21 protein-coding genes and 1 pseudogene are annotated in these 21572 nt (G+C 61.5%); 14 read left to right on the forward strand and 8 right to left on the reverse strand.

Annotated elements, in window-relative coordinates:
* Nucleotides 1-128: 128 nt before the first annotated feature.
* The 4 genes and pseudogenes from MKP08_RS13725 (at nucleotide 129) to MKP08_RS13740 (ending at nucleotide 3774) form a co-directional block, all read left to right on the forward strand.
* Nucleotides 129-626 carry a hypothetical protein gene (locus MKP08_RS13725; protein WP_241554311.1) on the forward strand — a complete coding sequence of 166 codons (498 nt, stop codon included), beginning with the start codon at nucleotides 129-131 and terminating at the stop codon, nucleotides 624-626.
* A gap of 107 nt (nucleotides 627-733) precedes the next feature.
* A pseudogene (locus MKP08_RS13730) lies at nucleotides 734-1129 on the forward strand (transcriptional regulator); the annotation flags it as partial.
* 56 nt (nucleotides 1130-1185) lie between these two features.
* Entirely contained in the window at nucleotides 1186-2091 is a 906-nt protein-coding gene (locus MKP08_RS13735) for an acyl-CoA thioesterase II (protein ID WP_241554312.1), read from the forward strand.
* 63 nt (nucleotides 2092-2154) lie between these two features.
* Entirely contained in the window at nucleotides 2155-3774 is a 1620-nt protein-coding gene (locus MKP08_RS13740) for a serine hydrolase (protein ID WP_241554313.1), read from the forward strand.
* Nucleotides 3775-3780: 6 nt separating this feature from the next.
* On the opposite strand, the gene MKP08_RS13745 is transcribed toward MKP08_RS13740, so the two are convergent.
* From MKP08_RS13745 to cas1, 5 genes are all read right to left on the reverse strand, one after another.
* The gene (locus MKP08_RS13745; protein WP_241554314.1) at nucleotides 3781-4782 is read right to left on the reverse strand and encodes a sensor domain-containing diguanylate cyclase; all 1002 of its coding nucleotides are present in this window, start codon (nucleotides 4780-4782) and stop codon (nucleotides 3781-3783) included.
* Complete coding sequence (locus tag MKP08_RS13750) at nucleotides 4779-5015, reverse strand: hypothetical protein (protein ID WP_241554315.1); 237 nt, start codon at nucleotides 5013-5015, stop codon at nucleotides 4779-4781. Before MKP08_RS13750 ends, MKP08_RS13745 begins: the two co-directional genes overlap by 4 nt.
* A 627-nt stretch (nucleotides 5016-5642) precedes the next feature.
* Complete coding sequence (locus MKP08_RS13755; RefSeq protein ID WP_241554316.1) at nucleotides 5643-6338, reverse strand: hypothetical protein; 696 nt, start codon at nucleotides 6336-6338, stop codon at nucleotides 5643-5645.
* Nucleotides 6313-7335 carry a restriction endonuclease gene (locus MKP08_RS13760; protein ID WP_241554317.1) on the reverse strand — a complete coding sequence of 341 codons (1023 nt, stop codon included), beginning with the start codon at nucleotides 7333-7335 and terminating at the stop codon, nucleotides 6313-6315. The genes MKP08_RS13755 and MKP08_RS13760 overlap by 26 nt, the downstream gene beginning before the upstream one ends.
* Before the next feature lie 8 nt (nucleotides 7336-7343).
* A complete protein-coding gene (gene cas1, locus MKP08_RS13765; RefSeq protein ID WP_241554318.1) occupies nucleotides 7344-8147 on the reverse strand; it encodes a CRISPR-associated endonuclease Cas1 in 804 nt (267 codons plus the stop codon).
* Between the two features lie 7 nt (nucleotides 8148-8154).
* On the opposite strand from cas1, the gene MKP08_RS13770 reads away from it, so the two are divergent.
* The gene (locus MKP08_RS13770) at nucleotides 8155-9642 is read left to right on the forward strand and encodes a hypothetical protein (RefSeq protein ID WP_241554319.1); all 1488 of its coding nucleotides are present in this window, start codon (nucleotides 8155-8157) and stop codon (nucleotides 9640-9642) included.
* Here MKP08_RS13770 and MKP08_RS14450 read toward each other — a convergent pair.
* Nucleotides 9616-9855 carry a helix-turn-helix transcriptional regulator gene (locus MKP08_RS14450; RefSeq protein WP_373418092.1) on the reverse strand — a complete coding sequence of 80 codons (240 nt, stop codon included), beginning with the start codon at nucleotides 9853-9855 and terminating at the stop codon, nucleotides 9616-9618. The genes MKP08_RS13770 and MKP08_RS14450 overlap by 27 nt on opposite strands.
* Before the next feature lie 81 nt (nucleotides 9856-9936).
* Here MKP08_RS14450 and MKP08_RS13775 point away from each other — a divergent pair, with 81 nt between their 5' ends.
* The 5 genes from MKP08_RS13775 to MKP08_RS13795 all read left to right on the forward strand — a co-directional run bounded on the left by MKP08_RS13775 (nucleotide 9937) and on the right by MKP08_RS13795 (nucleotide 14908).
* A complete protein-coding gene (locus MKP08_RS13775) occupies nucleotides 9937-11061 on the forward strand; it encodes a DNA cytosine methyltransferase (protein WP_241554320.1) in 1125 nt (374 codons plus the stop codon).
* Nucleotides 11058-12203 (forward strand): DNA cytosine methyltransferase, encoded by a 1146-nt coding sequence (locus MKP08_RS13780; protein ID WP_241554321.1) that lies wholly within the window; start codon nucleotides 11058-11060, stop codon nucleotides 12201-12203. Before MKP08_RS13775 ends, MKP08_RS13780 begins: the two co-directional genes overlap by 4 nt.
* Nucleotides 12200-13354, forward strand: coding sequence for a hypothetical protein (locus tag MKP08_RS13785; protein ID WP_241554322.1), 1155 nt, complete (start codon nucleotides 12200-12202; stop codon nucleotides 13352-13354). The genes MKP08_RS13780 and MKP08_RS13785 overlap by 4 nt, the downstream gene beginning before the upstream one ends.
* 559 nt (nucleotides 13355-13913) lie before the next feature.
* On the forward strand, nucleotides 13914-14213 hold the full coding sequence (locus MKP08_RS13790) for a GIY-YIG nuclease family protein (protein WP_241554323.1): 300 nt from the start codon (nucleotides 13914-13916) through the stop codon (nucleotides 14211-14213).
* A gap of 191 nt (nucleotides 14214-14404) precedes the next feature.
* A complete protein-coding gene (locus tag MKP08_RS13795; RefSeq protein ID WP_241554324.1) occupies nucleotides 14405-14908 on the forward strand; it encodes a hypothetical protein in 504 nt (167 codons plus the stop codon).
* Nucleotides 14909-14944: 36 nt separating this feature from the next.
* Here the strand turns inward: MKP08_RS13795 and uvrC are convergent, their stop codons facing one another.
* Both uvrC and MKP08_RS13805 read right to left on the reverse strand, forming a co-directional pair.
* The gene (gene uvrC / locus MKP08_RS13800; protein ID WP_241554325.1) at nucleotides 14945-16981 is read right to left on the reverse strand and encodes an excinuclease ABC subunit UvrC; all 2037 of its coding nucleotides are present in this window, start codon (nucleotides 16979-16981) and stop codon (nucleotides 14945-14947) included.
* Between the two features lie 63 nt (nucleotides 16982-17044).
* Complete coding sequence (locus MKP08_RS13805; protein WP_241555616.1) at nucleotides 17045-19360, reverse strand: TonB-dependent siderophore receptor; 2316 nt, start codon at nucleotides 19358-19360, stop codon at nucleotides 17045-17047.
* Between the two features lie 206 nt (nucleotides 19361-19566).
* Here MKP08_RS13805 and infA point away from each other — a divergent pair, with 206 nt between their 5' ends.
* From infA to MKP08_RS13825, 4 genes are read left to right on the forward strand one after another with little or no spacing between them, the layout of a single operon-like run.
* Nucleotides 19567-19812 (forward strand): translation initiation factor IF-1, encoded by a 246-nt coding sequence (gene infA / locus MKP08_RS13810; protein ID WP_057883479.1) that lies wholly within the window; start codon nucleotides 19567-19569, stop codon nucleotides 19810-19812.
* A gap of 3 nt (nucleotides 19813-19815) precedes the next feature.
* Nucleotides 19816-20394 (forward strand): nucleoside triphosphate pyrophosphatase, encoded by a 579-nt coding sequence (locus tag MKP08_RS13815; protein WP_241554326.1) that lies wholly within the window; start codon nucleotides 19816-19818, stop codon nucleotides 20392-20394.
* Nucleotides 20387-21355 carry a ribonuclease gene (locus MKP08_RS13820; RefSeq protein ID WP_241554327.1) on the forward strand — a complete coding sequence of 323 codons (969 nt, stop codon included), beginning with the start codon at nucleotides 20387-20389 and terminating at the stop codon, nucleotides 21353-21355. The genes MKP08_RS13815 and MKP08_RS13820 overlap by 8 nt, the downstream gene beginning before the upstream one ends.
* Nucleotides 21352-21540: a DNA gyrase inhibitor YacG gene (locus tag MKP08_RS13825; protein ID WP_241554328.1), complete on the forward strand. Its 189-nt coding sequence runs from the start codon at nucleotides 21352-21354 to the stop codon at nucleotides 21538-21540. The genes MKP08_RS13820 and MKP08_RS13825 overlap by 4 nt, the downstream gene beginning before the upstream one ends.
* Nucleotides 21541-21572: the final 32 nt, after the last annotated feature.

Genomic DNA, 21572 nt, shown 5'->3' on the forward strand with positions numbered 1-21572 from the left:
CGAGGCGTCATGTCCGGCGCTGCCAGGACCAGCGAAGTGAGCCGCAGCGAAACCGCGAGCATGCAGAACCCCGGCACGCCGGCGCTGGTCTTCGACGCGCCCGGCTGGCGCGAGAGGGGTTGGGACGCGTGGATACGGCGCAGTGGGCGCAACTCGCGCGTCAGGAGGGCGATCCCAATCCCATCTTCGAAGGCTGCGCACTCGCCCCTGCGCTGGCGCAATTCGACCCCGAAGGCAGCGTGAAGATCGCAACGCTGCATGCCGATGGCGAACTCGTCGGCCTCGCGCCGCTCCGGCGAGCCTCGCGCTATTACGGGCGCACATTGCCGCACTGGACGATCTGGCTGCACGACAACGCCTTCGTCGGAGCGCCGCTGATCGCCGAGGGCCATGAACACGCGTTCTGGCAAGCGCTGCTGGGCTGGTGCGACACACGCGCGGGGTTCGCGCCCTGGCTTCACTGCCCCGCCCTGCCCCACGACGGGGCCCCCTATCGCGCTCTTTGCCCCATCGCCGATCACACACGCCCCGCCGCCAGAGTGTGGGAGGGGGAGCGCGCCATGCTCGCCTCCGACCGTCCGCCCGGTGAATATTTCGAGCAGGCGATGAGCGCGAAGAAGCGCTAGGAATTGCGCCGTCAGGCAAAAACGGCTGGGCGAATGGCATGCTCGCCTTCGCGCGCCGGGAGGAAGATACAGGTATCGAAGAATGGATCGACCAGTTCCTCACGCTCGGCAGCAAGGTGATGACCCAGTTCCCGGCGGGCGATCCGCGCTATGCCCCCGACCGCACGCATGAGAGCTATCACCTGCGCGGCCCGCGCGAGCTCCACTGGTCGGACGACCTGCTGGAGGGAGGGCGCGCATTCCCGCTCGGTCCGGGGGAGGCGCTATATGTCCCGGTCATGGCGCCGCATTTCGTGCGCAACGGACCGGAGAGTTCGATCTCGTTATCTATCACCTGGCGCAGCGAATGGAGCCATGCCGAACCCGATGCGCGCTGCTTCAACCGGCTGCTGCGGCGCGCAAAGGTCGCTCCCGCCCCGCCGGGGCGCTGGCCGGCGAGCAAGCGCCTGAAGTCGCTGGGATACCGCGCATGGCGCCGCACCTTCGGCCCGGCGAAGCCCTGAGCGAGGCCGGCGCCGCGACTTGACCGGCGCGCGGCAGCCACGCAATGCGCATCTCCATGAGCGAAACCGAACCCACGCCCCAAGCCTTGGTCGAAGACCTCGTGACCCTGCTCACGGTGGAGCGGCTGGGCGCAGATCATTTCCAGGCCCCGCCGAAGAAGGACGGGGTTGGCCGCGTGTTCGGCGGACAGGTGATCGCCCAGGCGCTGCAGGCGGCGCAAGCGACGATCGAGGACGACAAGGTCGCCCATTCGCTGCACGCCTATTTCCTGCGCGGCGGGACCGAGGGCGTGCCGATCGACCTTGCCACCGATCGACAGTTCGAAGGGCGCAGCTTCGCCAATCGCCGCGTCGTCGCCAGCCAGGACGGCAGCCCGATCCTGAACCTCGCCGCCAGTTTCCAGCGGCCCGAACAGGGCCTGGAGCACCAAGACCCGGCAATGCCCGACGTGCCCCCGCCCGAGGACCTGCCCACCGGTCAAGAGGCGCGCGAGAAGGTGGTCGAGCACTATCGCGACCGGTTGAAGCCGGCGCAGGTCACCTTCTTCCTGCGCCCACGCCCGGTCGAGTTGCGCCCGGTCGGGTCGATGCACTGGACCTCCAGCGAGCCGCAGCCGCCGCGAACGCAGGTCTGGTTCCGGGCCGTCGCGCCACTTCCCGACGATCCGGCACTGCACCGCGCGGTGATCGCCTACGCCAGCGACTTCAACCTGCTGGGCACGGCGGTGATGCCGCACGGCGTTTCGTGGATGCGGGGCGAGCTCATCAGCGCCAGCCTCGACCACGCGCTGTGGTTCCACCGCCCGGCCCGCGCCGACGAGTGGCTGCTTTATTCGACCGATTCCCCGTGGAGCGGGAACGGGCGCGGCTTCAACCGGGGGCAGATCTTCGATCGCAATGGCACGCTGGTCGCCAGCGTCGCGCAGGAGGGTATGATCCGCCGCGCGCGCGAGAAGCGATAGGGCGATTTGCCAGCACTGCCAAAGCCTGCATAAGGGCGTCCGATAAACGGGAGCCCGACGACCATGACCTTCGCCAGAACCGGGGCAGCGCTGCTCCTTTCCACCGCCCTCGCCGCCTGCGCGCATACCCAGCTGGACACCCCGACGCCGCCCGTGCCGCCCACGCCGCCGGCCGTCGCCACCGCCGCCGCCGCGCCCGATTACGACGCGGCGCTCCAGCGCACGATGCAGGCCTACGATTCGACCGGGATGGTCGCCGCCGTCTCGATCGACGGGAAGACCGTGTGGCAGGGCGCACGGGGGCTGGCGGAAGAAGGCACGAACCGCCCGGTGACGCAGGACATGCTGTTCCCCATCGCCAGCATTTCCAAGGCCTTCACCACCACCGCGCTCGCCATGCTGGTCGACCAGGGCAAGGTCGACTGGGACGCGCCGGTGCGAACCTACATCCCCGAATTCGCGATGTACGATCCCTGGGTCAGCGAGCACTTCACCGTGCGCGACGCGCTCACCCACCGCTCCGGCCTGCCGCTGGGCGCGGGCGACCTGCTGATTTGGCCCGACGGCGACGCGAAGCCGGAGGATATCATCAAGGCGCTGCCGTTGCTGCGTCCCACCACCGGCTTTCGCGCCGAATACGCCTACGACAACCTGCTCTACGTGGTCGCAGGCGAGATTGTCCGGCGCGTTTCCGGGCAGAGCTGGTCGGACTTCGTGACGGCCAATATCCTGCAGCCCGTCGGCATGGGCGAGTGCGTCGCCAGCAAGAACCTGATCCCGGCGGGCGAACCCTTCGTCATCGGGCACGAGCGCGCCGCCGGGGCCGATGCGGGCGTGCCGATCGACGAGCGCCTTGCCTTCTCGGAAACCTGGAACCCGGCGGGCGGAATCTGGTGCGACACCGAGGGGATGATGAAATGGGGCCGCTTCTGGCTCGATGGCGGCGTCACCGCCGACGGCAAGCGCTTGCTGAGCGAGAAGCAGGCCGCAGAGGTGTGGAAAGGCGTCACCCCCGAAACCGTCAGCGGCAGTCTGCGCAAGGCAGGCGTTTCGCATCTGGAGCTCTACGCGCTCGGCTGGAACGTCCAGGATTTCGAAGGCCAGCTGCTGGTCAGTCACGGTGGCGGGGCGCCGGGGGTGGTCAGCAATTTCATGATCATCCCGGAAGAGAACATCGTGCTGTTCAGCGCCACCAACGACTATCGCGGCGCGCCCTCCACCTTCAACTTCGCGATGGCGGACGAGCTGCTGGGTCAGCAAGACCACGACTTCATCGGCGAATGGGGCGGCGCCTTCGCGAAGCGCGAGGCGGAGGGGACCAAGCTGCTCGCCGACACCGCCGCCAGCCCGCCCGCCGACGCGAAGCCTGCCAGCCTGCCGCTGTCGGCCTATGTCGGCACCTATCGCGACCCGTGGTATGGCGAGGTGCGCGTGCGGATGAACGATGCGGGCGGGTTGTTCATCGACATGGGCCGCAGCGAGATCCTCGACGGCGACCTGACCCATTACAACGGCGACCGCTTCGCCGCATTCTGGCCCGACAGCTCGCTGAAGGCGGATGCCTTCGTCGACTTCACGGTCGCGGGCGGCAAGGTCACGGGCATGACCATGAAGGCGATCAGCGACCTGACCGACTTCTCCTACGACTTCCACGACCTCGACCTGAAGCGGGTCGGGAACTGAGGGCCGTCAGGCGGCGGCACGCTCCACTGCCTCGGCGGAAACGCAGCGATTGCGGCCCGAGCGCTTGGCCTGGTAAAGCGGCGCATCGGCGCGCGCGAGCCATTCTTCCGGCGTCGCCACGGCGTCGGAGAGCTTGGCCACACCGAAGCTCGCGGTGACCGGCAGTTCGACGCCGCTCTGCAAGGTGAACGGCCGCTCGGCGACCGCGACACGCAGGCGTTCCACCGCGGCCATCGCCGCCTCGTCCGCCGTTTGCGGCAACAGCACCGCGAATTCCTCTCCACCGATCCGCCCCAGCACATCGTTGGGCCGCAACTCGCCGTGAATACGGTCCGCCAGTTCGCGCAGTACCACATCGCCCGCCGGATGGCCGTGCGCGTCGTTGATCGATTTGAAGTGATCGATATCGAGCAAGGCGACCGTGCCGATGCTGTCATGCCGGCGGAAGCGCTGGATTTCCTTGGTCGCCTCCGCCAGGAAGCCGCGCCGCGTCAGGGCATCGGTAAGCTGGTCGGACCGGGCAATCTGGCGCAGTTCCAGCTCGTCGACCACCAGGCTGGCGAAGCTTTTCAGCAATTCGATCTGCTGCGGGGTGAACGCGCGCGGGCGCGTGTCGATCACGCACAGCGCCCCGACATTGTAGCCATCGGACGTTCGCAGCGGCGCGCCGGCATAGGCACGCAAGTACGGTTCGCCCAGGACCGAGGGATTGTCCGCGAAATGCGGGTCGGCCAGCGCATCGGGCACCACCAGGGGCTCGGCGCGCTCTACCGTCTGGGTGCAGAACGACGTGTTGCGCGCGCTTTCGCTCGCCCCGATGCCGATCTTCGCCTTGAACCACTGGCGATGGCGATCGACCAGCGAGACGGTAACGATCGGCACCTCGAATACAGCGCGGACCAGGCCCGCGATCTTGTCGAACTGCTGCTCGCGCCCGGTGTCGAGCACCTCGAGGCGATCGAGCGCAGCTTGGCGCGCGACCTCGTCGCCCAACTTTACGTGTATCACAGCGAAGCTCCATTCATCTGGCGCAGGGCTGCCGACAGTTCGCTGCGATAGCTTTCCATGAGGCTGGTGATACCGAGCTCTATGGCGTCGTCGTCCATTCCTATCGCGCGCATCTTTTCCGCAAGATCGCCGACATGGCGCCGATGGCGAGCCATGCTCTCCTGCAGTTCCGCCGGCAGCGCGCCCGACTCCACGCTCGAAATGTCGAGATAGAGATCCGCAATTTGGGTCATCGCTTACGGCATAGGCGAGAGTGGTTAACATGGGGTGTGGAAAGCCCGCGCCGACGGAGGCACCGGTTCGACAGGGGCGCGGAGGGCAAACGAGGTTGCACTGATCCGATGGGATGGAACGCGGAACGCGTTTTTGAAAAGTGTGACTTTCGCCCGTCCTGCTGTTCTGTCATCGGCATGGTGCGCCGGGGCAAGGAGCGCGAAAAGGGCGTAATTGCTAGGTTTTTGCCGCGCCTCGGAACAGTACCCTTCATGCTTCCCGACCCGCCACCCGCCCGTCTCGAAGGGTCATGCGCGGTCGCCATGTGTGACCTTCCGCGAATGGCGTTGCGCCGCGCGGTCGTATCGTATGCGGACAAAAATGCTTCATCCGAAAGGATAAGCCACGAACCGGAGCCAGTAGGAAAGCGAATTGCCCACCCTCTCCGTCGCCCCGGACCCCGATCCGGGGCCGGTGCTTGACCTTGGTCGGACGTCCCAACCCAGCGCTGCATCCTCAGAAAGCACCGCCCCGGCTCGGAGGGCGGGGCGACGAGGGGAGAGGGAAGCCCGAAGATTTCGTCCCCCCGGGCTTGACCCGGGGGGTATAGCGAACGTCATCGAAATACGCTTATCGGACCACACTCGTTACGTACATTTTTTTGATGAGGGTTGCGTGTCGATAGCCATAGAACCGTGCCTCAAATCCTTGCGAACTCGTGCCTTGGCCTTATTGAGATGGTCGACAAGCCGATCGATCTCTCGCTCCAGATCAGGGCCAAGATGGATTTCATGCTCGGTTTCTTGGTACTGATCATACATGTCGTAGATGATAGTCTGTGCCGAGTCTCTTGCCGATGATATCGCATCTATGGCACTTTCGCTCAGCCCGGCTTCGTGTAATTTCAGCAAATTGCGCAATTCTTCATCTATCTTATCGATGTCTTTAGCGATGTAAGTTCGTGCATCCGACCAATCTTCGTGTGGTGTCCGACGTTCAGGCATGATGGATCGGTAGCTTTGGAGAAACGCTCTGACGGCCTCCACCTCTTCGGCAAAAAACAGTTCTTGCCGTTTCAGAAGTAGCCGCTTTCTATCGGCTTCCTTCGCCAGATCGGCTTTATGCGTTTCTGTCTCACGGTCGAGAACCGCCTTGTTCTTTTGAAGCCACTGCTTGGCGCGAGTGTCCGCAGTCAGCCTGGCCACGAACCATGCGAAGGCACCTACCCCACCGATGGTGAGAAAACCGGAAAGTAAGTTTTCCAAAGGGTCTTTTCCTATCCCTAAAGAGGCAAATTGAATTTCATTGCACTGTACCTCAGTCAGAGATGAAGTCGGGAACATAGATTTGCCGCAACGGGATCATTGTTCGATAGCGCGGCGAAAGCTCAGGGTAGTGTTCCAATATTAGCTGAACCAACTCCTCGCCGTCCAACAGGCGAAGGCGTGGTGTGTTGCGTTCGCGCACCCTAGCCTGACGGCTATAGGAGCCCAACGTGACGAACAACGCAAACTCTCCTTCGCCCAAGGTGCCCAAGAGCTGACTAACATCCGGCTCGCCGATTGAGCCGGTCTGACGCTTGCATTGGATCTTTATGATGGGAGGCTGGAATCCCAACTCGTCAGTGTGGGCAATGACATCCACGCCCCCGTCGCCAGATTTCTCGGAAACCCGTGCAGTGTACCCCAGACATTCCATGAGGTGTGCAACGAAATGCTCAAATTCGAAGCCCGACAATCCTGAAGTGATCCGTCGAACGACAAAATCTTGGGTGTTATCAACTGCCAGCTGCGATGCATTCTGAGTGGCAAGATCGTCCGGAAGCGCTTCGTCAGCCGCCGCATCCTCGGTATTAGTCTTTCCCCCAGGTTCCAGCTTGTTTTCAAATTGCTGACCGTGCTCCCGTACGCGAAACAGCGTGATAAACGAGCCGATCTCGTTAAGCGCGGTTTGACTGAAATCACTTCGTGGAAACTGATCGATCCAGTTTACACCAATGAAATTGGGATAATCCTCACCAGCGTTCGTGTTCCCAGGCCGATGCCACTTCTTACCGGTCGCTCGGCCAAGATTGACCATACGATTATGTTTTGAGGGATAGACTATAAGGTCGCCTTCTTGAACCTCGTGAGCAAACCGGAAAAGTGTCCCAGCATCCACCGGGATCGCGCCAGGCTTTTTCTCCGGATAAGCATTTTGTATGGCGGTTTTGTACGCTTCGCGATCAGCAGGGAATTCGAAGATATTTCCAACCTTTGCCCAACCTAAGCAGGCGTAGTTCCCTTCGATAGGATCATCACCGACCCATTCTGGCATGTGAATGCCCCATACCTTACCCATTGATCACCCTACGTCTGCATATTTGTTGCGATAGTTCGTGCCAGCTGAGGCGACAATCGGCAAACCCCATCCTTACGCAGAACGAAATCGGCTGCTGTGAAAGTCGTATCGCGCACGAATTGCAGAACCTTCGCATCCACACCGGACCGCTCAAGTTCTATCATATCTAACACCCATGCCGGACTACCTCGCTTGCTGTTGTGCATTATGCCAAGCGTAGGATCGTAGCCCTGAGCAATAGCATCGATTTTCAACTGTGCGAGCTTCACCGCATAAGCGTAATTGAGTATCGCGTTGACGGGATGCGAGGCATTGCGATTTTCTGGCTTTACCCCCGTCGCGCGTGAGCTGCGCCAGTTATAGGCGTGCCATTCTGTCGGAATGGGCCTGCGGTTCAGTCCTTTCCAACGCACTGGAAGCCCATGCCAGGCTCGGAAGTAGGACGATGCGCATTCGCCTTCGATTGCGAAAACAGTGTTGAGGTCGTCGAAGGTCTCGCGCGAGAGCCGTGCAATGCCCTCTGCAGCCTTCGCCAGCGCCATGTCGCGTGATCGGGACGCGGGGATATGATCAGCCAGCGTCGGAACGCTCGTTTCGATCTTACGTCGGATTAAGTCCGCCGAGAATGCCAAGCGTTTCGCAGCGTCGGCCTTAGTTGCCCGCTGCCAGTCCACCTTTTCGCTGTCAGCACAAAAGCCGGTGCCACTCGTGACGGTGACTATCTTGCCCGACGACCCGATGCGAGCGAGCGCGACGCCCTGATCTGCAAGCCATGATAGCACCTCGAATGAGAGCGTACCGCTCCCGTCCAAAAGGAGGATGCGTGTCGGCAGGTCAAGATCGCGAGGAAAGAAGCGACGGTTTGAGGCGACAATCTTTGGCCATGATGGTGAGCCCTTCGAGCGAGAGAGCGACAAGGCCGAAAAGCCGGGCGAGTATTTTCATCCGCTTCTCGGATCGCTCATTACCGGTGCAGCGCGCCTTATGTTGGCCATCACGGAAAGGCTGATCGCAGAGAAAGGCTTAGAATGGGCATTCTGCGATACGGATAGCATGGCGATTGCCAAGCCCCAGGGCATGGCCAACGATGACTTCAGCCGCTGGGTCCACGAAATCACAGACTGGTTTGCCGCACTCAATCCTTATGAGTTTTCCGGCTCGATCCTGAAAATCGAAGGCGAGAACTTTGGGCTGGAAACGGGTGAGCTTGAGCCGCTCTTTTGCTGGGCAGTGTCATCGAAGCGATATGCGCTTTTCAATCTTGCGAGCGATGGCAACCCGGTTTTGCGGAAGGTATCGGCGCACGGGCTGGGCCACCTTTTGCCGCCTTACCCGGCTGACAATTATCCTACCAACATTCCCGCGCCTCATGAAAGCGTGTTGCGAAGTGGCGTTGAACGCTGGCATTGCGATTTGTGGTTCGAGATTGTCAGAGCGGGGCTTGGGGCAAAGCCGGATATGCCCCGAATTGATTTCCACCCGGCGATGAATGCCCCGGCAGTCAGCCGTTACGGGGCCACAGCGCCGGAGCTGCTGCGCTGGTTCAATGGCCATAATGCGAACCGCTCCTATCGCGATCAGGTCAAGCCGTTCGGTTTCTTGCTAGCCCTCCGCGCCAAGCGGAATTGGCAATCGGGCGAGGCGGTGCTCTTTCAACCCCGGCAAGGCCGTCCGCCAAAGGTGGAGCTGCCCAAACCTGTTGCATTGTTCGACCGGGATTTGGCCAAGGTGGCAGCGACCGCCTTTGACCGTGCGAGCGGCAAGCCTGTTTCTGCCGATGCCTTGCAATCCTATGTGGAGGTCGTGGCTCAGTATCACTTACACCCGGAATCCAAATTCTTGGGCGGGGGTTTTGTCGACCGGGGGACGACGCGGCGACGGCACAACCGCGCCACTGGCATTCATCATATTGGCAAGGAAGCCAACGAGCTGGACAAGCAGCAAATGCTCGGGGTCGATAGTGAGCTAAACCCCGATTACGGTCTGGCTGCCGATGGCATTAAACAGCTCAAGTCTGACTTGGCGGAGCTTTCGAAAATTCTCGGTAACTCCGGGGCCGCGAAGGCCTTGCGGCTTACTCCTAGGCGGCTTCGCGCCATTCAATCTGGCGACGTAATTCTCAATGACGCGACCGTGCGGAGCCTCTTCAGGCGCATCCACACCGCTAAGCCAAAAGCGGAACTGGTCTGTGCTGATCGGCAGCGGGAGTTGCTCTGCCTCAGTCAAATGGTCAGAAGATTGGGATTGCGAGGAGCGGCGCGTGAGCTAGGAGTTGACGCATCAAATCTCCGGAGGAAGCTGAGTTGAGCCCCCCTTATCGCTAAGCTCAAGGCGACTCAAAGTTGCGGCAATTTTTTTCGCCGCAGTGCGCGATGAGCGCACCCCCCTTTCAACACGGCTAACTGTGGTTTGCGAAACTTCAGCTTCAAACGCCAATTCCTCTTGGCTCAGGTTCAGATGATTGCGTTTCGCACGGAGCTGGCTGCCCAAGCCATTTTCCACATTTCGCCATTGTTTCACGTTTGTTCTCAGCAGAAAAAATGCCCTATCACCTCTAGCCGAATCTGTCAGAGTTTGAAGAGAGTTGGCCAATTGAAACCAATGTGCATCGACCTTTTTGCAGGGGCAGGGGGACTTTCCGCTGGGTTTCAACGTAGGGGATTCGAGGTTGCGGCTGCCCTCGAGTCAGTTAGTCGATTCGCCCAGACGCATGAGCAGAATTTCCCTCAATGCAAAACCATAACGGCAGATGCTAGCGAGCTACCGCCCGACGTATTCGCAGAAAGGGTATCCTTGCCTCGCCGGCCAGAGGTGATCATTGGCGGTCCACCATGTCAGACATTTTCGACGATCGGTCGAGCCAAAATCCGGCATGTGAGAGGTTGTGACAAGAGCGACCCGAGAAACTACATGTTTCAAAGGTATCTGGATTACGTTAAATATTTCGAACCCGAAATATTCGTAATGGAGAATGTCCCGCAACTCAAATCTCGATTTGGGGGCGTGTTATTCGATAGGCTTATCGACCTTTCGTCGTCTTTTGGATACCAAGTCCAGTTTTCTGTCTTGAATGCGGCGGATTACGGGGTCCCTCAGAATCGTAAAAGGCTTTTTATTGTAGGTCATAAGGCTGGCGTAAAGTTTAGCTTTCCGAAGCCATTTGTTCAGGGAGGGCAGCTAGTTCCTTCCCAATACGATGACTCAAAAGTAAGGACTGTCGGGGAGGCACTGGAGGATCTTCCACTTATCTATGATGGATGTCGATTAGGTGAGTTGCCCTACAGCAAGGAGGCTCGAACTGAGTTTCAGTTTCAGGTCCGCTCGGATCGGGGAGTCGTGGGAAACAACGTTTGTCGAGTTTCAAATGACCGGGCGAAAAGAGTTTTCAAGCACATGCGACAAGGCGACCGATATATGGATCTTGATCCAGAAGTGCGGAAAATCCTGCCTTTCAGAGAGGACATATTTCAGGATAGATTGAAGCGCCTGAGGGAAGATGAGCCATCATGGACTGTGCTAGCTCACATAGGAATGGATGGATATATGTACATCCATCCTTGGGAAGATCGGACCCTTTCGGTGCGGGAGGCGGCGCGATTGCAGAGCTTTCATGACGACTTCACCTTCGTCGGGAATATGCGTGAGCAATATGTTCAGGTAGGCAATGCTGTGCCCCCCCTCCTGGCATCGGAGATCGCTGGAAGCGTGATGGCGGCTATCCAATGAGCCCGCTTGCAGTATCGGACGTCTTTTCAGGTTGTGGTGGCTTTTTCCTCGGTTTCGATCAGGAGGAGGGCTTTGAGGTTCGGACCGCTATCGACTCGTGGGATAAAGCGCTCGAAACTATCAGGCTGAACCGGCCATCCATTGGGGCAATCCAATCGGATCTATCCGACCCTGAAGGGTTGGATAGAATAGTAGATGAATTAAAAAGCAGCGACATTCTAATTGGCGGGCCGCCCTGCCAAGGCTTCAGTACACTGGGGAAGCGACGGGATGGCGATACACGAAGTTCGTTGGTCGAGGTATTTGCGGAAATCGTAACCCGCGCGAGGCCTAAAATTGCAATTGTTGAGAATGTTCGGGGTATACAGAGTAAAAAACACCCTGTGTATGGCACTTATGCCAACGCTCTGAAGCAGTGTCTCGAAACCGAAAATGGCGGCGGATACACTACGACATCTAGGATGCTCAACGCGTTGGAATTCGGAGCGCCCCAAAATCGAGTGCGATGGTTTATGGTCGCAGTTCGATCTGATCTGATGACGGATCCCCAAGCGATTGAGAGGTTTTGGGCATATTTAAGCAGAGCTTTCATCGGAAAGCCTAAGACGCTCAGAATGGCAATTGGTGACCTCCCCAAGCTTGGCAATGGCGAGGAATGCAGTACCGACGCTCGCGGGCTGCCCCTATCAAACCATAAGGCCATGCGTCATTCGCAGGCGCTGATTAGGCGCCTGAAATCGGTACCACCGTTGGGTGGCTTGCCGGATGTCCCACGTGAGCTTTTGACGCCCCATCTATGTAAAATGCTTGATGGAGCCTATGGTAGCGGCGGTCATGTTAAAAATATCTATGGGAGGATGGATTGGGAGGCTCCCTCCGGCACAATCGTGGCGGGTATAGATAAGATAACATGTGGACGCTTTGTTCATCCTGAGCAGGACCGCCTCCTTTCGCCTCGAGAGTGCGCACGAATTCAGACTTTCCCAGACGACTATAAGTTCGCTGGAGGGCAGGTTGCTCAATACTATCAAATTGGCAATGCAGTCCCACCTAAGCTTAGTGGTGCAATCGCGAGCGCCGTGAAGACATTCATCGATCGTGAAGGTCTTCTTAATTCAGATAGTTGGAAGATAGCCGCGTGATGGAAGTTATTGTTTATTTTGAGGGCGCCGATTCGACTCGCGATTGGGTATCGAAGCTACTAAACCGATCTGATATTACGTTTCGCAAAATTCCTTCGCAAAACAGCTCTTCTTCGTTTAGCGAGCTTCCGTCTTATATATCTGATATCCTTTATCTGGATAAGCCAGATATTATAATTGCCGGATCGAATGACGGAATTCATGAGAAGCCTATCTTCTCAATTGAATTGGCGGCCTGCACGCCCCAATTTCAACACGCGCTCCAGAGATTCCCGCGCCTTCTCGCTTCGGTTGCCTCTGGCTGTCCTACGGTTTTGATAATGCCATTGCGTAAACGCTCTAATGATGGGAAATCGACCTATCAGCGCAGTGTGGCGGCGGATTACGGCGCCGTGCGCCTTACGGATATTTTTCATGTACCGGCACTGGTGATCGATTGGCCGGATGATGATGGGATCCTGCTCTACGAAGGCTCGGATGGCTTGCCTCCGTTAAACTCAAAATCGATAGCGGATCTGGGGTCTTATCTGAGAGACTGCCTCACTTCGTTTGCTCAGGTGGACTATCTAGGTGCGCTCGCGAGGCTCCCGCAAACCCAGTTTCTCACTGATCAGACGCGAATGAACGCTTATAAAAACGGCAACATAACAATTGCCCGTCCCGGTGGAGGAGGGACGAATGCTCAGGTCAAGCTCGATCTATGCGCTACATCAGATGTAATCCATCGTTTGACGACCGAAGGGCGGGCAACGGCTACTTCGATCTCGCAGTTGCCCGACTACTTCCGCGCACGTGAGCAATCATTGCTTTTCTACCCTACGCGAATTTCCGATCATGCGGGCGACCCATATGTCGGGATGATGACCTACTACGATATCGCATTTTGTCGGACCGGGCCAAGCACTCGAGATCGGCGTTTTAATCTCATTGCCTACGCGCAGGGTGTCGAATTAAGCGAGACGACCGAGCGCATGAAAAAATTTAATGATAATACTTGCCTATTCAGCAAGGGTTATAAGCCCTCTAATGCTCGACATTATTCCTACTATCTGAGAGACGGATGTCGTAAGCTTAAATCCAAACCTATTCGTATTTACGGTGAAATTGCTGATCTCATCGCGTATGAAGATGCTATATTGATGAACGCATAATGCGGGAAATAGACATTTTCAATGCTGTCCGTTCTTACTTGACCGTTAGAGATTTCAAAGTGATACAGCTCGTGCCGCCGGGAGGACAGGCGCCGTATAGTCTAAGTTTCGTGGTCAAGGGGGCACTTAGAACTATATTTCCAGATATGCTCGCTTTACAAGATAAGAAAATATGGGTTGGAGAACTTAAACCTAATTTTGATAAGCGCGACCATGCAAAGCTCGCGAGCGTGCAATATTTTGGTGAGCAGGAGGTCAGAAACCTTCTCGCGCGAGTTTCTAAGAAAGACTTGGAGAATTCGCCGATTAATTACGTCCTTTGCCATTCTGAGACTTCATCCGAGGCTTGTCCTGTTGCGTATCAGTGGATTTTCCAAGAGCGATCTGAATGCCCGTTGATACTGTCCCCGTCTCCTCTGTGATCGGCGCCTGTATCTCCAATTCTACAGTTATTTAGGGAAGTTAGGGGCAACCGCTGTGGTCAGTTGTCGACCTTATAGGCTTCTTCACTATACCCCCCGGGCTTGACCCGGGGTCGGTGCTGCTTCCAACTCCGCCGATGGATCGCGAAACACAGGGCGGCTGGGTCTACATCCTGACCAACCGCTATCGCGGCGCACTCTATGTCGGCGTGACAAGCGATCTCGCACGCCGCGTCGCGCAACACCGCAGCGGCAGCGGCTCGAACTATTGCACCCGGCGCGGCCTCACCCGCCTGGTTTGGGCGGAGTTCGGCGAACCCATCGACGCGTGTATAGCCCACGAAAAACGCCTCAAGCGCTGGCGACGCGAATGGAAATTCGCCCTGGTCGAAAGGGCCAACCCGGACTGGAACGACCTCTACGACACGCTGACCTGATGGCACGTCGCCCCGGACCACGATCCGCGGCCGGTACTGGACTTGTGGCGGTATCCGTGATCTCAAAGTCGCGCCGCAAGAAGCACCGCCCCGGATCAAGTCCGGGGCGACGGCATGGCGGGAAAGCAGGTAGCGAGCGGACACAGAACAGGCTACCGCGTATCCGCAGTGAAGAGGCGGAGGCCAAGAGCTTGGAGGCGATTAAGATTATCGGGTTCGCCACTTTGGCTGCGGTGATTTACGGTATCTTACACGATCAAGTCACCGCGCATGTGTGTGTCGAATACTTCACTATCGCTCACCCTCCAGTGTTCCCAACAGAGTCCCCGTTTCTGCTTGCCTTGGGCTGGGGTATCATTGCGACTTGGTGGGTTGGCCTGCCACTCGGCGTCTTACTGGCTGCGGCCGCACGTATCGGGCGAAAGGCGAAGCTGGGACTCACGCAATTACGGCGACCGATCATGCTCCTGATGGCGCTGTCAGGCTGCGCGGCGTTGCTGTCAGGAATTGCGGGCGCGTCGCTTGTTGCTATGAAGGTAATAGAGCTGCCTGGCGATTCGGGCACCATCATTCCCAGCGACAAATGGTCCGCCTTTGCCTTCGCTCTGTGGGCGCATTCTGCGAGCTATTTCACGGGTGCTTTGGGTGGGTTGTTCTTGATAGCGACGACAATAAAGCGTCGAATGGAGGCCTAAAATTCTACGGTTCTCCACGGCGCCCCCCACGTCCCCTCACCCACTCGCGTGGTAGAAATCGTACACCTTCTGCGCCACGCCCGCGCTGATGCCCGGCGCGCGTTGCAGGTCTTCCAGAGCCGCCGCGCGGACCTTCCCCGCGGTGCCGAAATGCAGCAGTAGCGCGCGTTTGCGCGAGGGGCCGATGCCGGGGATTTCGTCCAGCGGGCTGGCGGTGATCGCGCGGCTGCGCTTGGCGCGATGGGCGCCGATGACGTAGCGGTGGACCTCGTCGCGCAGGCGCTGGAGGTGGAACAGCAGCGGCGAGTTCACCGGCAGCGTCTTCTCGCGCCCGTCGGGGAAGTGGAATACCTCGCGCCCCTCGCGCCCGTGATGCGGGCCTTTCGCGATGGCGATCAGCGGCACGTCCTCGATTCCGAGCTCCTCCAGCGTCTCGCGCACCGCGGTCATCTGGCCCTTGCCGCCGTCGATCAGGACGAGGTCGGGCCAGATCGCTTCGTGGCCGCGCCTGCCCACCCCGCTGCGGCTAGCCTCGCCTGGCGGCTCGTCAAGCCTCGCTCCCCTCCCGCTTGCGGGAGGGGCCGGGGGTGGGTCTGCATCGTCGCGATCGATTTCCGCCAACGCCCTGAACCGTCGCCCCATCACCTCGCGCATCATGCCGAAATCGTCGTTGGTCTGCGCGCTCTTGATGTTGAACTTGCGGTACTGGCCCTTCTCGAACCCCTCCGGCCCGGCGACGACCATCGCGCCGACCGCCTTCGACCCCTGAATATGGCTGTTGTCGTAGATCTCGATCCGCTGCGGCGGCTCGTCCAGTTCGAGGAATTCGGCCAGCTCGCGGTTGAGTCGCGCCTTCGTGCCGCTTTCGGCCAGCCGCCGGTCCAGCGCCTCGGTCGCATTGCGGCTCGCCTGTTCCATCAGACGCCGCCGGTCGCCGCGCTGGGGCACCGATATTTCGACCTTGTGCCCCGCCAGCTCGCAGAACGCCTCCACCAGCAGCTCCTGTTCGGGCAGTTCGCGATCGACCAGCACGGTGCGGGGGGGCGGCACCTCCTCGTAGAATTGCGCCAGCACGCGGGCGAGCACCTCGTCCGCCTCGACCTCCTGCGTGTGGGTGGGGAAGAAGGCGCGGTGGCCCCAGTTCTGCCCGCCGCGCACGAAGAAGGCCTGGACCGCGATCTGCCCGCCCTTCTCCGCAAGCGCGAACACATCCGCATCGCCCACGCCGCTGGCGTTGATCGCCTGGCTGCCCTGGATGAAGGTCGCGGCGCGCAACCGGTCGCGCAGGATCGCCGCGGTCTCGAAATCGAGGTCGGCCGCCGCCTTCGCCATCTGCTTTTCCAGGTCCTGCTGCACCGCGCTCGACCGGCCGCCGAGGAAATCCTTCGCCTGCTTCACCAGCGCGTCGTAGCCCGCCTCGTCGATGCGCCCGGTGCACGGGGCTGAGCAGCGCTTGATCTGGTAGAGCAGGCAGGGCCGGTCGCGATTGGCGAAGAAGCTGTCGGTGCAGCTCCTCAGCAGAAACAGCTTCTGCAGCGCGTTGATCGTGGTGTTGACCGACCCGGCGCTGGCGAAGGGGCCGTAATAATTGCCCTTCGCCCGGCGCGCGCCGCGGTGTTTCTGGATGCGGGGGAAGTCGTGGTCGGCGCGCAGCAGGATGAAGGGGAAGCTTTTGTCGTCGCGCAGCAGCACGTTGTAGGGCGGGCGATAGCGCTTGATCAGTTGCGCCTCCAGCAGCAGGGCCTCCGCCTCGCTGTTGGTGGTGACGATCTCCATCCGCCGGGTCTGGCTGACCATGCGCTGCAACCGGCTGGAAAGCGCGGGGACCTGCGTATAGTTCGCCACCCGCGCCTTCAGGCTGCGCGCCTTGCCGACATACAGCACGTCGCCGCGCGCATCGAGCATGCGGTAGACGCCCGGCTTGGGCTTCAGCGTCTTCACCGTCTCGCGGATCGCGGTGACGCCCGCCTCCAGGTCGGGCTGCGCGCTGGCGACGGTGTAGGCGGCGCGCTCCTCGTTGAAGCGTTCCTTGCCGCGCGGATCGTGGGGAGTGCCTGCCGGGGTGCGAGCCATGCCGCGCTAGATAGGGCGTCGGGGCGCGTTTGAAAACGCGTCCGCCCGCCGCTTATCCGCCGATCAGAACACCTTGCGCAGCTCTATCCCGAGATAGCGCCCGTTCGGATCGAGCCGCAGCGGCTGGTACCGCAGCGGGATCACGCCGGTCGAATCGCGCACCACGCGCTGCCCGTCGAACAGGTTGTCGGCGCGCAGGCTGACCCGCAAATTCTTCAGGAAGCCCTCGTCCTTGCCGGTGATCTCGCCCAGATTGGCGAACAGGCGCAGATCGACCGTCGCCAGATCGTCGATGAACAGATCGGTGCTGCCCGGCAGCGTGCTGCCGCCTACGAAGGCGCTGCCGGTGTACCGTCCCGATACGCGGACGCCGTAGCCCTGGAAGAACAGCCCCGCTTCCAGCTGGCTGGTGTTGCGCGGCAGGCCCAGCGAAGCGGTGGCGTCGCCGTCCAGCTGGTCCAGGATCGGCACGCCGGGCGCGATCAGGATCTCGTTGTTCAGCTCTATGTTGTGCGACAGGCTGAGAAAATAGCGCGGGCGCGGATCGTTGCCCCGGCCGAACGGATTGCCGCCGCCACGGCGACCGCCGCCTTCGCCCTCCGGCTGGTCCGGCTTGCTGCCGATCGCGCCGTTGATGAAAAACCCGATGCTCAGACGGTCGGCGCGCGTTTCCGCGAACGTCACCGGCCGGGCATCGATCGCGACCAGCGTGCCGTCGGCAGCGCGCGTGATGCGCCCGGGGAAGGCTGCCTCGATCGCGGGGGTAAGCTGGGGGAAGGATGCGGTCACATCGCTCGACCGGTTGCGCACGTAATCGACGTTGATGCGCGATTCGGCGATCGTCGGCAGGCGCCAGTTGACCGAGAATTTCCAGTCGTTCTGCGTTTCGGCCAGCAGGTTGGGATTGCCGCCGGTCAGCACGTCGACCAGCACCGTCTGGCCGGTGGTAACGTCGAAATAGGGCTGGCTGAACTCGGTGATCTGCGGCGCGCCGAGTTGCGTCAGGCTGGGCGCTTCCTGGTTGCGGATATAGGTCGCCTGCAACGACAATCGCTCGGTCGGATTCCAGTTCAGCCCCGCGCTCCATTCGGTCAGCGTGCCGAAATCCGACAGGCGGTCGACCCCGCCCTGCAGGTTGAGCGAGAAATCGCCCAGCCCATCGGCGAATTCCTCGCGGCGGCTGGTCAGCGGCACGACCAGTGTGGTGCTGGCGCTCAGGCGGCTGCGATCGAGCTCGGTATCGGTCTGGGTACGCGTGTCGGTGCTGTCGATCCGGTTGTACTTGTAACCCCCGTCCAGCGTCAGCCCGACCTCGCCGGCGGGCAGCAGCAGGACGTTGCCCTGCGCGGTCGCCTTGCTCACCAGCGCGAAGGTATCGCTGTCGGCGCGCGCGCGGCCGCCGCCCGGCAGATCGACGAAGGTGCGCGAATTGCCGAGCGTGGAATCGACCGTACCGGTGAACTGGAACGGGCCGAGCGGACTGGTATAGGTCGCAGCGGCGGAATAGCTGTCGCTGCGGCCATCGCGCTCCAGCGCCCTCAGCGTGCCGTCCGCCAGGTATCGCACCGCGTCGTAGCCCGCCAGCGCGCGCGTGTCGCTGCGTTCGAATGTGCCGTTGAGGCTGAGCGATGCGCCGTTGCTTTCGAACGGCTTGGTCCAGTTGAGCGTCGCCTCGTAATCGTCGCTGGCGCTGACCAGGCTGCGATAGAGCCCGGCACCCGCTGGCGTGCCCGCCTCCTGCACGATGTCGCGCTCGCTTTCGGTCAGCAGCGAGGTGCCGGTGTGTTCGAGATTGGCGTTCAGCCGGCTGTTTTCGAGAATCCTGAGATAGGTCAGTTCCTGTTCGTTGCGGGAATTGCCGCCGCGATCGGGCTGGTTGTATTCCAGCTCGACTTCCTTGCTGGAGAAATTCTCCTTCAGGATGAAATTGATCACCCGCTGGTCGGGGGAATAGCCGTAACGCTGGGCGACCTGTTCGGGCAGGACCTGCACCTTCTGGATCGCCTCGGGCGGGTAGGACCGGAACTCGCGGAAACTGGCGACGCGCACCCCGTTGATCAGGAACACCGGCTGGCCGCTGCCGCGCCCGCGCGCCGAATTGCTGGCCGGGGCGAGCGTGCTGACGAGGTCCGCGATCGAGCTCGCGCCCGTCGCCTTGATGTCGTTTTCGTCCAGTTCCGCGATCGGCGGAACATCGGTCTCGATCTCGCCGCGCAGGCGCCGGGCGGTGACCACGATGACGTTGGTGTCGTCCTCAGCCGCATCGTCCTGAGCCCCGCCCGGTGCGCCGCCATCGGTATCGGTCTGGGCGACCGGCGCGGTTTCCTGCGCCATGGCGGGGGCGGCAAGAACGATGGCGAGCGCGGAAAAAGTGAGCATGCGGGTCAAGACTGCATTTCCTTGGTAATTGTAGCCCTGCCCCTGACCCGCATCTGGCGGGGCGATCGGCGCGTGACAACCGGATGCCTTGTATCGGTTTGTCGTTACACCCATCTTTGCGATGCGTTCCCGAGGCTTCCCATTTGACGGTGGCGGCGCTAAGGGCGCGGCTCCGACTAGTGATCACAGGATGAACCGGGACTTACATGGCCAAAGAAGAACTCCTCGAAATGCGCGGCAAGGTGGTGGAGCTGCTGCCCAACGCGATGTTCCGGGTCGAGCTCGAAAACGGCCACGAGATCCTCGGCCATACCGCCGGCAAGATGCGCAAGAACCGCATTCGCGTGCTGACCGGGGACGAGGTGCTGGTCGAACTGACGCCGTACGACCTGACCAAGGGGCGGATCACCTATCGCTTCATGCCCGGCCGCGGCGGTCCGGGCCCGCAATAAGCCTTGGCGACGCAGCCCGGGCTCGTCCTCGCTTCCGCCAGTCCGCGCCGCCGCGACCTGCTCGCCCGGCTCGGCATTGCGCCGGACGCGGTCAATCCTGCCGATATCGACGAAACACCGCAGCGCACCGAGCTGCCGCGCCCCTATGCCCTGCGCATGGCGCATGAGAAGGCGCTCGCCTGCACCGATGGCACATCCTTCGTGCTGGCGGGTGACACCGTGGTCGCCGCCGGGCGTCGCATCCTGCCCAAGGCGGAGGACGAGGCGACCGCGCGCGACTGCCTGACGTTGCTGTCGGGCCGCCGCCACACCGTCTATTCCGCCATCGCCCTCGTCGCGCCCGACGGCTCGATCCGTGAGAGGGTGAGCGAGACGCAGGTCAAGTTCAAGCGCCTGAGCGACGAAGAACTAACCGCCTATCTCGCCACCGGCGAGTGGCATGGCAAGGCGGGCGGCTACGCGATCCAGGGCGCGGCGGAGGGTCTCGTCAGCTGGTTGCAGGGCAGCCATTCGGGCGTCGTCGGCCTGCCATTGTACGAAACGCGCGCTTTGCTGAAGGCCGCAGGGTTCGCCCTTGGCTGAGTGGTTGGTCGAGGAGGGGATCGGCGAGCACCGCGCGATCCGGGTGGAGAACGGCGAGATCGCCGCCGCCAGGCTCGACTGGCCGGGGCGGCTCGCGGCCGGGCAGGTGATCGAGGCAAAGCTGGTCCAGCGCAGCGTCGGTTCGGCGCGCGGCATGGCGCAGACCGATCGCGGCGATGACATCCTGCTCGACCGGTTGCCCCGCGACGCCAGCGAAGGGGCGAGCGTGCGCGTGGCGATAAGCCGCGCCGCGATCGCCGAGCGCGGACGGCTCAAGCGCGCTCAGGGCCGTTCGACGGACGAGCCTCTTCGCCCCGCTCCGACGCTCGCCGGGCGGCTGCGCGACGAAGGGCATTCCGTCACAACCGTCCGGCACTTTCCCGAAGGCGATTGGGACGCGCTGTTTGCTGACGCATGGAGCGGTGCGGTCGATTTCGCGGGCGGCTCTCTGTTGTTCGCCGATACGCCCGCGATGACCCTGATCGATATCGACGGGGACACGCGCGATCTCTCCCAGGCAGCCATACCCGCCATCGCCAGCGCGCTGCGCCGGTTCGACATGGGCGGCGTGATCGGCATCGATTTCCCGACGCCGGAGGGCAAACCGGCCCGGCAGGCGATCGACCGCGCGCTGGCCGAGGCGCTGGCCGACTGGCCGCACGAGCGCACCGCGATCAACGGCTTTGGCTTCGTCCAGCTGGTCGCGCGGCTGACCGGCCCCTCGCTGCTGCAGCGAATCGGCCGGGCGCGGATCGGGGCCGCCGCGCGCATCCTGCTGCGCCGGGCAGAGCGGCTGGAGGGCGCAGGGGCCACGCTGGTCACCTGCCACCCCGCGATAAAGGCCAAGCTGAAGCCCGAATGGCTCGCCGAACTCGCCCGCCGCACGGGCCGCGAGGTGCGGGTGCAGACCGCCCCCGCCCTTGCGATCGAGGCGGGTCATGCCCAGCTTGTCGAGCGATGAGTTCGCCCAAGCCCTGCCCCATCTGCCGCAAGCCGCGCTCCGACGAGCACGCGCCGTTCTGCTCCCCACGCTGTCGCGACCGCGACCTCGCGCAGTGGTTCAACGATGGTTACGCGGTGCCGGGCCGCCCGGCGATGCCCGAGGAAATCGCGCAGGAGAATCTCGACAGCGACCGCCGGGACTGACGGCGCTTTGCCCGCCGCCATCCCCGCGCTAG

The sequence above is a fragment of the Erythrobacter sp. LQ02-29 genome (assembly GCF_022576075.2).
Lineage (GTDB): Bacteria > Pseudomonadota > Alphaproteobacteria > Sphingomonadales > Sphingomonadaceae > Alteriqipengyuania.

Bases quoted from the DNA above. Each gene is read 5' to 3' on its own strand.
- uvrC (WP_241554325.1), bottom strand. From the start codon at position 16,981: ATGGCTCGCACCCCGGCAGGCACTCCCCACGATCCGCGCGGCAAGGAA.
- MKP08_RS13735 (WP_241554312.1), top strand. From the start codon at position 1,186: ATGAGCGAAACCGAACCCACGCCCCAAGCCTTGGTCGAAGACCTCGTG.
- infA (WP_057883479.1), top strand. From the start codon at position 19,567: ATGGCCAAAGAAGAACTCCTCGAAATGCGCGGCAAGGTGGTGGAGCTG.
- MKP08_RS13825 (WP_241554328.1), top strand. From the start codon at position 21,352: ATGAGTTCGCCCAAGCCCTGCCCCATCTGCCGCAAGCCGCGCTCCGAC.
- MKP08_RS13775 (WP_241554320.1), top strand. From the start codon at position 9,937: ATGTGCATCGACCTTTTTGCAGGGGCAGGGGGACTTTCCGCTGGGTTT.
- MKP08_RS13805 (WP_241555616.1), bottom strand. From the start codon at position 19,360: ATGCTCACTTTTTCCGCGCTCGCCATCGTTCTTGCCGCCCCCGCCATG.
- MKP08_RS13740 (WP_241554313.1), top strand. From the start codon at position 2,155: ATGACCTTCGCCAGAACCGGGGCAGCGCTGCTCCTTTCCACCGCCCTC.
- MKP08_RS13770 (WP_241554319.1), top strand. From the start codon at position 8,155: ATGCGTGTCGGCAGGTCAAGATCGCGAGGAAAGAAGCGACGGTTTGAG.
- MKP08_RS13780 (WP_241554321.1), top strand. From the start codon at position 11,058: ATGAGCCCGCTTGCAGTATCGGACGTCTTTTCAGGTTGTGGTGGCTTT.
- MKP08_RS13755 (WP_241554316.1), bottom strand. From the start codon at position 6,338: ATGTTCCCGACTTCATCTCTGACTGAGGTACAGTGCAATGAAATTCAA.
- MKP08_RS13750 (WP_241554315.1), bottom strand. From the start codon at position 5,015: ATGACCCAAATTGCGGATCTCTATCTCGACATTTCGAGCGTGGAGTCG.
- MKP08_RS13760 (WP_241554317.1), bottom strand. From the start codon at position 7,335: ATGGGTAAGGTATGGGGCATTCACATGCCAGAATGGGTCGGTGATGAT.
- MKP08_RS13790 (WP_241554323.1), top strand. From the start codon at position 13,914: ATGGATCGCGAAACACAGGGCGGCTGGGTCTACATCCTGACCAACCGC.